Here is a 9,195-nt window from a genome sequence, read left to right on the forward strand (position 1 = left end):
CAAACTCTGCGTGACTTCTGGCTCTTAGCTTATTAGACTTTCATAAAATTTTTATATAGGAAGTGATAAAATGCTAAGAGCGATTGCCTTTGCGTCTACTATTGTTGTCTCACTCACCGCATGCGATATGCTGGAAGATTCTAAAGCCCAAATCGAGGCGCAATACTTGTCTGAACATCAAGAGCTACAGAAAGTGGTTGAACAGATCCGTGATAAAGGAATTGAGTCAGTACAAGCATCAGCAAAGGCAGGTAGTGTTGCAGCTTGTGTAGCAAACAATCTTGACGCCGACCCGATGGGGGCACTTATTACCGTTGAAGGGGCATTGCAAGACAGTGCAAATCTAAGCGACCTACTCAACTCTATTTCTCGCCTCAGTCAGCAGGAAATTTCCATCGAACAATTTCCTGATTTACTTCAGCAAGGTGCTGATACCGTTAGATATTTAAGAACCCTGCTCGAGCAGTACGATTTGGCTGAGCTAAAACAGCAAGCGAGCAACTTACTTGAACAAGGCCAAACCAAAACACAAGACGTTGGTGCTCACTTGCGGACACTTATCGAATCTTGCCAAACTAACTGAGCAATTTAGCTGATTGTTACGTATAGAGTCTTATTCGTTCATGACTGTTAAGAATAAACGTGAAAGTAGGACTCTATTTATTTGAAAACGACTGTCGCCTTAGTGATAATCCCGCACTTACAAAGCTGGCGTCTCTAGTCGACACACTTATCTGCATTTATCTACCCAGTGTAAACCTATGGACGGCTCGCAAAGCACAGTGTTCAACTTCTTTTGCTGTCGAATGTTATCGCAATCAGACGCTCAACGCCTTGCATCAATCACTAACGTCACAACAACAGAAGCTGTATATACTACGTGACACAACTCACCTCAAAGCACTGACCGAGATTATTCATACACAGCAGATAACTCATATTGGCCGCGCAGCTCATCCAGGATTCGATGAACAAAAACTTTGGTTAAAGTTACAAGACAAGTTTCCGCATATTCAATATATTAGCGCTTATTCTAGTACGCTATTTGAACCAGAGATATTACCACTCAAAATCAGTGAGCTGCCACCTAGTTTTACGCCATTTAGAAAAGCAGTTGAGGAAATTGAACCTAATCCACCTATTGCAACCGCTATACTTCCACCAAGGCCAAACCAGGTTGCTGATTTAACCGAATTCAAAACAAATGTTCCATACAGTGTCAAAGTGCCAGCGGGTGAAGCACAAGCACAACAGCAGCTACAACAATATTTTCAAACGGATGCTGCGCTTACATACAAAGAAACCAGAAGCGCCTTGTTCGGTGAGCATTTTTCCACTCGCTTTAGTCCAATACTCGCCTCTGGCGCTATCAGCCCTAAACAGATCAAGCAAGCACTTACTCAATTTGAGCAGCAAAGAGGCGCAAATGAGTCAACCTACTGGATTTGGTTTGAGCTTCTGTGGCGTGAGTACTTTCATTGGTATGCATTCAAACATCAACAGAACCTATTTTACTTTTCAAGCGTCAAAGCCAAAACACCAAAAACCAGTTTCTATCCAGAGCGCTTTTTAAAGTGGTGCCAAGGTCAAACGCCCAGCGCACTAGTCAATGCCATTATGCACGAATTAACTAAAACTGGCTGGATTTCCAACAGAGCGAGACAAATAGCTGCGAGCTACTTTGTAAACGAGCTACAACTAGATTGGCGCTGTGGTGCTGCTTTTTTTGAGCAACATCTTATCGATTATGACGTCGCGGCAAACTGGGGAAATTGGCAGTATATCGCGGGCGTTGGGGCTGACCCTCGAGGCGGTCGCCATTTTAATATCAAAAAACAGCAAGAGCTATTTGACCCAGACAGCAAATATATAAAACTATGGCAAGGAGAGGCCTCCTCACAACTAGATAGCTATGATTACGTTGGCTGGCCTTTGGAGAATAATGAATGACACAGCAAAAGCATCAGTACAAAGCCATCAGATTGATTCTTGGCGATCAACTCAACGCCAAACACAGTTGGTTTTCTGACGATAAAGCCGAGTATCTATATTTGATAGCAGAGCTCAAGCAAGAAGCTAACTACACCAAACATCACATACAAAAGGTATGCGCATTCTTCAAAGCCATGAAAAATTTCGCTATTGCTCTGGATACAGCAGGATTCAATGTGCTTCACCTTACACTTGATGAGACTCAGGACTATTCAGATCTTCCCGCTTTAATTACTGATTTATGTGATAAGTATCAAGTATCAAACTTCGACTATCAGCGACCTGACGAATATCGCTTACTCAAACAAATGACGGAGTTGAGATTAGACCATTTACAAGTTCGCTGCTTTGATACTGAGCATTTTCTAGTTCCATATGAAGAGCTGGATGACTATTTAACTCCAGGAAAACACACCACAATGGAGTTTTTCTATCGCAAGCTAAGGCGACGCTTTAATATATTGATGGAAGAAGGAGAACCCGTTGGTAAACAATGGAACTTCGACAGCCAAAACCGTAACAAGCTCAAACCAAAAGATATCGACGCTATTCCACAACCACTTTGTTTTGCCAACGATGTTAGTGACATTTTAAAGCGGATTGAACACCATAAAGTGAAGACTATTGGTAACACTAAAAATGAACTGCTTTGGCCGACTACACGCGCTCAAGCCCAAGAACTTTTATGCTATTTTTGTGAGCACCTACTGCCTTCATTCGGTCAATTTCAAGATTCAATGACCTGCAAAAGTGACGATAAATGGTCGCTGTATCACTCACGGCTCTCTTTTGCGCTCAACACAAAGATGCTCCACCCTAAATATGTTATTGATAGCGCGATCGCAGCTTACGAAAACAACTCACAAATTGATATCGCCCAGATTGAGGGATTTGTTCGGCAAATATTGGGCTGGCGAGAATATATTCGAGCCGTTTACTGGCTCAATATGCCTGACTACCGCCATAAAAATTACTTGCTCGCTCAGCGCAACTTGCCAAGTTACTTTTGGCACGGAAAAACGAAGATGCGTTGCCTAAGTGAAGCCATCACTCAAAGCCTAGATTATGCCTACGCCCATCATATTCAAAGATTAATGGTCACAGGAAACTTTTGCCTGTTAACCGGAATTCACCCAGATCAAGTGGATGAGTGGTATTTAGGTATATACATCGACGCCATTGAATGGGTGGAAATGCCGAACACAAGAGGTATGACACAATTTGCTGATCACGGCATAGTAGCAACCAAACCTTATGCTGCAAGTGGTAACTACATGCAAAAAATGAGTGATTATTGTCAGCATTGCCACTACGACGTCAAACAAAAATCGGCGGACGATGCTTGCCCGCTTAACAGCCTTTATTGGCATTTTATGCACCGCCATGAAGACAAATTTGCCAATAACCATCGTATTGGCATGATCTATCGAAATTGGCAAAAACAAGATGAGAAAACACAGCAAGAAATACTTACAAGAGCACAGTGGTGTCTAGATAACATTGAGCAGCTTTAGGCTGCGCTTGCTCGCAACCTAATATTAAAAGAGACGCCAACGCCTTTTTTTAATTTTTACTTTATGAACCCAGTTCACCTCAATGGTAGTGACGGCAAGTACATCTCGAGACTGCTTTGAAATAAGTTCATAACTTAAACTCTCATCAGAACTAAAGTCTAACTCATATTTAAAAGTGTCTGTTTTAGCCCAGCATTGTAGGATTTTTTTCGACAAACTTTCTCGAATACAGTAGTCACCTTCAGTTGGTGCATTTACGGTTACTTTGACGTCCGCATAGCAGGTCCTCCCCTGGTTCAGGGCAACACACTTGCTTGGTACGGCATGGAGTATTCCCACTGAGACAGTTTCTTCGGCATGTAGCAATTCACTAAATAGCAAACCTAGAAACAACACTATCCATGTGATTAATTTAGAAAACATACTTCACCCCAGTAAAAAACACTCTAGCGTGACGAGAGCGAACTAAGGGGCTATCTAGCGTATCTTGCGATCCAACCAACCAAGATGCACCAGCGCTGAACACCCAATCTTCTGCAATGGGATAATTAAGCTGCATTTGTGCAAATGCAGAGGCTGAGGCACCGGGTTTATAGGGAGAAAGATACTCATTAACTTCAGCCTCAGAAACACCGTAAAAGTAGCTATGAAAATTACTAGAATAATAATTAGCGCCGAAATTTAGCCACAAATCCCAGTTTCTTAATTCAAAGTTACGTGTCGCTTCAAGGTGAAACACCCAACCATTGGTATCTCCAAAGACATCATAAACAACTTCAGCAACAGCAAGAAACTCTCCAACATGGCGGTAATATGAAAAACCTAGTGAATTGTCTTGTTTACGCTCTCTGATCCCTCGCAGCTCAGGCACTACATCGTCACTTTCATAGTAGCCGCGCTCCGAAAAAGGCAACATATAGCTGCCATAAATGGCATCTATTCCCCACTCACCATTATTGATAATTTGGTAACCAATATCCGATCCGCCAAAGAAATCCCCTGAATGAGTATTGAGGTAAAAGTTTTTATATTCTATTTTTGCATCGACAAGAAAGGTACCGTGTTTAAATGAAGAATCCGTACCAACCAAAGCCGGCATAGTCATATCAACATAGAAAGCACCAACACTCAGCTGCCAAGCAAACTCGCCGTCGAGCTCATCATCCCGTTCTTCGCATATTCCGTAAAACGGTAATAATAAACTGATTATTATAAGTAGTTTATTCATGGTTCCATTTATCTAGCGCAGATGTGCCTAAATTCTACCCGAGATCATACCTGACCCATTTATGACCAACAAGCTTCTTCTCTATTTTTTAGCCATCAGCATAAATTAACTTTATTTTAATTAAAAGTTCACATAAATTATTTTAAATAGCGCACTTTGCTTTTAGCAGAAAAATTTGCGTTCACATAAATTAAAATGAATAGAGGCAACTCATGAAAAAATATGTACTCCCTATAGCGCTACTAGTTGCAGCAGGTCAAAGCCACGCATTTAGTCAAGAAACACATAAGCGTATCGTAATCGATGCGGTGAACTACATGGCACAAAATCCAACAACGACACAGTATGCGAAACTACAAGCCTATGCTCAAGCTAACGGCATGTCTGTATCGCAGCTCGCCAATGTACTAGGTCAGGCAGCTTATGATGTCGATGACTTTGAAGATACGTTTTTTTGTGGCGCTATTACGGGTGATTGTGTACAGGCACCTCTTTGGGGGGCAGCTGAAAGCATAGTGAAATATACTAGCTACTGGCACTTCCAAAACCATACTCAAGGAGCTGATACTCACGGTAATGACTTCGGTGGTTATAATTATCAAAAGCTAACCGTGTGGGGCTCTGTTGATACAATGGCGGCTACTTGGTTAAAAGGTGACTATTTAGACGATGGTCATGGCGGAGAAACGGGTTGGTTCAGTGCTGATGACACTAAATACGATAGTTATGGGGTCACAGAAAAGCACTATCGCATTGATAGTCACTCAACATACAGTATGTACGATGATTTTGAAGAAATGCCTTTTCAACCGATTGATAACTTAGGTCAGTATTGGTACCAAAGTTATGTGCAAAGCGGAAACCCACAGGTACTCGGCTTTGTATTTCACACCACGGATTTACTGCAACCACACCATACTTGGACAACATCAGCTCTGAATCATGCTGGCTGGGAGTCTTGGGTAAAAGACTATTATGATCAAGAATCATTAAATGATTTTACTTTGGTCAAGCAAGCAATGAATAGTTTTAGTGCGGTTGATACTAACTCAACAGACATCCGCCCATTACTAACCCAAGGCGGCGCTTTCTCCTATTCGCAAGGTGGCATCGTATTGAATTCTGAGGATCATTACGACCGTGTGAATACAGGAAAACAAGTGATCCCACATGCGATAGCTATGGTTGTTCACTTACTCAATCACGCGATGGACGTGAGATAATGCGATTTTTTTTACTTCTCTTGGTAAGCAGTTATTGCTTACCAAGCTTTGCCTCACCAAGTATACCTAAAGCCCTGACGCCTTTGGTTCACCAACTCTATCTTGAGCAAGGTCGAAAGCTATCTAAAAAGCAAACTGCGGCGCAATTGCTTGAAAACCAATTTTTATTATTCCAAGCGAGGCAACTTAACCCAAGTATTTTGGAGCGCCAATCTAACGTTGGTTTCAGCACCGAATATCACGTCGATAAGTTTCTCGCAAGCTCACTCTTGCACTGGTTCCCAGTACTTTCTCAGCTTGAAAAAAAACACTACCCCTTGGTATTTGATAAAAATCAAATGCTCTCCTTACTGGGTCAGTACCCCGCTGACGGACAATATACTGCAGAGCAATTACTCAAATGGCAACAGCAGCAGCTAACAAAATCAGCGCCACTGACACTTGCTCAAGTATTACACAGCCAATCAATGCAAAATCGCTTTAAACTTCACCAAGGAGAGCTCGCGTTACTGCAAGCTATTGTCAATCAACATCTCAATCAACAGGCGCTATTTACCGCCGCAAAACCTTACGTGGCAAAGCAAGGTCTGACAATAGAACAGTTACGACAAGTGGTAACCGCAGAACTATTGAGGCCGAGCATGCTGGCATTTCTTGGTGTTAAGGAAGAGATGCACGGTGCAACGAGCCAGTATGTTGATGCCCTAAGAAGTGAAATTCCAGAAAGTGCTATCGCGAAGTATTATGAGCGTCATAAGAAGAGGTTTAAATACATCAAACAAGTCAGTGCAAGCGCAGCAAAGTTCCCCGAACAAAAAGCCGCACAGCAATTTAACGAATATGCAAATGCACACTCATGGCAACAAGCCGTCGCTAAATATACTCCCAATTTAATATGGCAAGCCAAACTCATTCCGCTGACGCGCCAAAGCACGCCAAAATGGGAAACACAGCTGGCGTTTAGTAACCAACAGGGCAAGATAACGCCTAGTATTCGCACGCCAAGTGGCGAATGGCTGGTATTGTATAGCCAATCACCGATATATGATTACTACGATGTGAAAAGTGAAACAGTACGCTACCAAGCACTGCGAGCACTAACCCAAGAGTTTGCTCAGCACAAATTCGAGCAAAATTATATGGCTTGGAAAGCAGCAAACAGCGGAGCGGTAATATGAAGTATTGGCAAGCATTGATCGTTATATTCCTTGGGGCAGTGATCGCTGCATTCACACTGCGTTTTGCCAACATCAGTTGGCAAAACGCCACATATAACGCCCTATCACAGGCAGAGGCTGAGCCCGAGCCGGAGAAAAGAGCTGAAGCATTAAGCGCACCAATCAATACTTATGCTCCACTCAACTCAAATGCCAAGACCTCACGCAAAGCTGTTAAGTCGATCACGGATCCTGAATATGTGCCGCCAATAAGCCGAGTCGAAAAGCAGAAGGATAATTTTCAGGGCGACTTGTCGGATACTAATGCCTACCAAGCGTATTTGGATCAAAAAGACGCCAAGTTAAAACAACAGTATATTGCGGCCGTCGATGTCAAAGTAGAGCAAATAGAAACACTGCTAGCGCGTGGGATTAAAGAGGGATTACCACAACAACAGTTACAAGAGGCAAGAGATAAAATCAATGCACTTAAAGACATGCAAAGTGAATTACGTATTGAACTAAGTGAACGTGATAACAAATAAAGTTAGGCAGTAGCTCCACTCGCCTACCCCCCTGCCAAAAGCGAAAACAATTAACGTACCTGCAGCTGAACCTTGCCGCTAGCCACATTAGGGTTTTTCATCACCGCATTGAGGACTACATCTTGTTGACCTCCGTGATAATAGCTAATAATTTCTTCCAGCACTTTTTTGGGAGTACTTGGATTCATCGCAAGTGCAAGGTGGGTAGCAAAGTCTCGTTTTAGACTCAAATAAGTTAGCGTGTTTGGTGCCGTCGCGGGGTTTTGTGCAACAGCTATATCTATCACATCGCCACTTTCAGGGAGATAAGAAACCAACGCTTCGAGTTGCTGAGCTGAAGTGTGACTGTCTTTGGCTTGTTTTAACACTACAACATGTTGATTCATGTGTAATAAGATATAGATCGCAATGCTGACAACACCTCCCCAAAGCGCTAAGTGTGTATATTTGATGCTCAGAACTAAGCCATCGACATGCATATCATGACGGGCAGCATGCATTTTCAAAAAGAAATAGCTAAAAATGGCGCTGAATAGAAAAACCAAAAAACTATAAATTAGCATGGCGTTTACACCAGCATCTTGCGAAAAGGGAGAAAATGACACCTGGTGATGAAATTGTGCAGACATCCGAAACAACAGGGTATAAAACCCCCCCGCAATGAGTAACGATAACCCACCTGATTTCAACAACAATATCAGCTTATCTTTTAGTTCCATTCTTCATCTCAACGCAATATTTTTCTTCTACCATACAAGTAACCCGCTAAAAACACTACACAGATAACCTAAACAGCACTAAATTCACAGCCAATAACCCAGCTTAGCCTTCTTTGAGCAAGTGGATGAAATACAAACCATACAGAGTAAAATCAGAAATTAGACAAAAAAAGCCGCCTTGCGGCGGCTGGTTGGAAATCAATAGATTGGCTTAATATTACTTGCTCTCAAGTAAATTGCCCGAGCCAATTTCTATTTTTCTTGGCTTCAGTGCTTCTGGGATCTCACGCTCGAGATCAATAACCAGTAAGCCGTGCGTTAGGTCTGCACTTAATACTTTGACGTGATCACCAAGTTGGAATTTGCGCTCGAAACCGCGCTCGGCAATACCTTGGTGAATAAATTTACGCTCTTTAGCTTCGTCTGCCGCTTGCTTTTGACCTTTCACAGTCAACGTATTGTTTTCTGACTCCAGTGTTAGCTCTTGCTCGGTAAATCCTGCAACAGCCATGGTAATTTGGTACTTGTCTTTACCTAGCGCTTCAATGTTGTATGGTGGATAGCTAGGTTGTTTATCTGTTCTTGCGGCAGCATCCATCATAGAAGCTAAATGATCAAAACCGATAAATGAACGATATAATGGTGATAAATCTACTGTACGCATAATTTTGTATCCTCTTAAAGCTATACATAGGTGCTCACTCTTCAAAAAGAACAAATAAGCACTTTAAAAACAAATGGTTATTTAATTTATGAGGCCCTATCGGCGTCCTCATAAAGCTATTTATGGCCAGCAAATTTATTTTCAAGGAAATTC

10 protein-coding genes are annotated in these 9,195 nt (G+C 42.2%); 6 read left to right on the forward strand and 4 right to left on the reverse strand.

The genetic code is table 11. The features are described from left to right. Positions 1-70: 70 nt before the first annotated feature. From L1D50_RS08085 to L1D50_RS08095, 3 genes are read left to right on the forward strand one after another with little or no spacing between them, the layout of a single operon-like run. The gene (locus tag L1D50_RS08085; RefSeq protein WP_239965846.1) at positions 71-583 is read left to right on the forward strand and encodes a hypothetical protein; all 513 of its coding nucleotides are present in this window, start codon (positions 71-73) and stop codon (positions 581-583) included. A gap of 59 nt (positions 584-642) precedes the next feature. Further along, on the forward strand, positions 643-1,950 hold the full coding sequence (locus tag L1D50_RS08090; RefSeq protein ID WP_239965847.1) for a DASH family cryptochrome: 1,308 nt from the start codon (positions 643-645) through the stop codon (positions 1,948-1,950). Then, positions 1,947-3,506 carry a cryptochrome/photolyase family protein gene (locus L1D50_RS08095; RefSeq protein WP_239965848.1) on the forward strand — a complete coding sequence of 520 codons (1,560 nt, stop codon included), beginning with the start codon at positions 1,947-1,949 and terminating at the stop codon, positions 3,504-3,506. The genes L1D50_RS08090 and L1D50_RS08095 overlap by 4 nt, the downstream gene beginning before the upstream one ends. A 24-nt stretch (positions 3,507-3,530) precedes the next feature. Here L1D50_RS08095 and L1D50_RS08100 read toward each other — a convergent pair whose 3' ends face one another. Continuing rightward, positions 3,531-3,929 carry a DUF3019 domain-containing protein gene (locus tag L1D50_RS08100; protein ID WP_128725518.1) on the reverse strand — a complete coding sequence of 133 codons (399 nt, stop codon included), beginning with the start codon at positions 3,927-3,929 and terminating at the stop codon, positions 3,531-3,533. Next, positions 3,919-4,734: a MipA/OmpV family protein gene (locus L1D50_RS08105; protein WP_128725517.1), complete on the reverse strand. Its 816-nt coding sequence runs from the start codon at positions 4,732-4,734 to the stop codon at positions 3,919-3,921. Before L1D50_RS08105 ends, L1D50_RS08100 begins: the two co-directional genes overlap by 11 nt. Positions 4,735-4,946: 212 nt before the next feature. Between L1D50_RS08105 and L1D50_RS08110 the strand changes: the two genes are divergently transcribed. From L1D50_RS08110 to L1D50_RS08120, 3 genes are read left to right on the forward strand one after another with little or no spacing between them, the layout of a single operon-like run. Next, complete coding sequence (locus L1D50_RS08110; RefSeq protein WP_128725516.1) at positions 4,947-5,957, forward strand: phospholipase; 1,011 nt, start codon at positions 4,947-4,949, stop codon at positions 5,955-5,957. Further along, complete coding sequence (locus tag L1D50_RS08115; protein ID WP_128725515.1) at positions 5,957-7,135, forward strand: peptidylprolyl isomerase; 1,179 nt, start codon at positions 5,957-5,959, stop codon at positions 7,133-7,135. The genes L1D50_RS08110 and L1D50_RS08115 overlap by 1 nt, the downstream gene beginning before the upstream one ends. Next, complete coding sequence (locus L1D50_RS08120; protein WP_138522417.1) at positions 7,132-7,659, forward strand: hypothetical protein; 528 nt, start codon at positions 7,132-7,134, stop codon at positions 7,657-7,659. Before L1D50_RS08115 ends, L1D50_RS08120 begins: the two co-directional genes overlap by 4 nt. Positions 7,660-7,709: 50 nt before the next feature. Here L1D50_RS08120 and L1D50_RS08125 read toward each other — a convergent pair whose 3' ends face one another. After that, positions 7,710-8,378: a hypothetical protein gene (locus L1D50_RS08125; protein ID WP_239965849.1), complete on the reverse strand. Its 669-nt coding sequence runs from the start codon at positions 8,376-8,378 to the stop codon at positions 7,710-7,712. A 217-nt stretch (positions 8,379-8,595) separates the two neighbouring features. Then, complete coding sequence (locus tag L1D50_RS08130; protein ID WP_138522415.1) at positions 8,596-9,042, reverse strand: Hsp20 family protein; 447 nt, start codon at positions 9,040-9,042, stop codon at positions 8,596-8,598. Between the last annotated feature and the right edge of the window lie 153 nt (positions 9,043-9,195).

It is taken from the genome of Pseudoalteromonas sp. Isolate6, from assembly GCF_022398435.1.
GTDB lineage: Bacteria > Pseudomonadota > Gammaproteobacteria > Enterobacterales > Alteromonadaceae > Pseudoalteromonas > Pseudoalteromonas galatheae.

What these genes read in the sequence shown, in the direction of transcription:
- L1D50_RS08085 (WP_239965846.1), top strand. Translation starts at nt 71, where the DNA reads ATGCTAAGAGCGATTGCCTTTGCGTCTACTATTGTTGTCTCACTCACC.
- L1D50_RS08095 (WP_239965848.1), top strand. Translation starts at nt 1,947, where the DNA reads ATGACACAGCAAAAGCATCAGTACAAAGCCATCAGATTGATTCTTGGC.
- L1D50_RS08100 (WP_128725518.1), bottom strand. Translation starts at nt 3,929, where the DNA reads ATGTTTTCTAAATTAATCACATGGATAGTGTTGTTTCTAGGTTTGCTA.
- L1D50_RS08105 (WP_128725517.1), bottom strand. Translation starts at nt 4,734, where the DNA reads ATGAATAAACTACTTATAATAATCAGTTTATTATTACCGTTTTACGGA.
- L1D50_RS08110 (WP_128725516.1), top strand. Translation starts at nt 4,947, where the DNA reads ATGAAAAAATATGTACTCCCTATAGCGCTACTAGTTGCAGCAGGTCAA.
- L1D50_RS08115 (WP_128725515.1), top strand. Translation starts at nt 5,957, where the DNA reads ATGCGATTTTTTTTACTTCTCTTGGTAAGCAGTTATTGCTTACCAAGC.
- L1D50_RS08120 (WP_138522417.1), top strand. Translation starts at nt 7,132, where the DNA reads ATGAAGTATTGGCAAGCATTGATCGTTATATTCCTTGGGGCAGTGATC.
- L1D50_RS08125 (WP_239965849.1), bottom strand. Translation starts at nt 8,378, where the DNA reads ATGGAACTAAAAGATAAGCTGATATTGTTGTTGAAATCAGGTGGGTTA.
- L1D50_RS08130 (WP_138522415.1), bottom strand. Translation starts at nt 9,042, where the DNA reads ATGCGTACAGTAGATTTATCACCATTATATCGTTCATTTATCGGTTTT.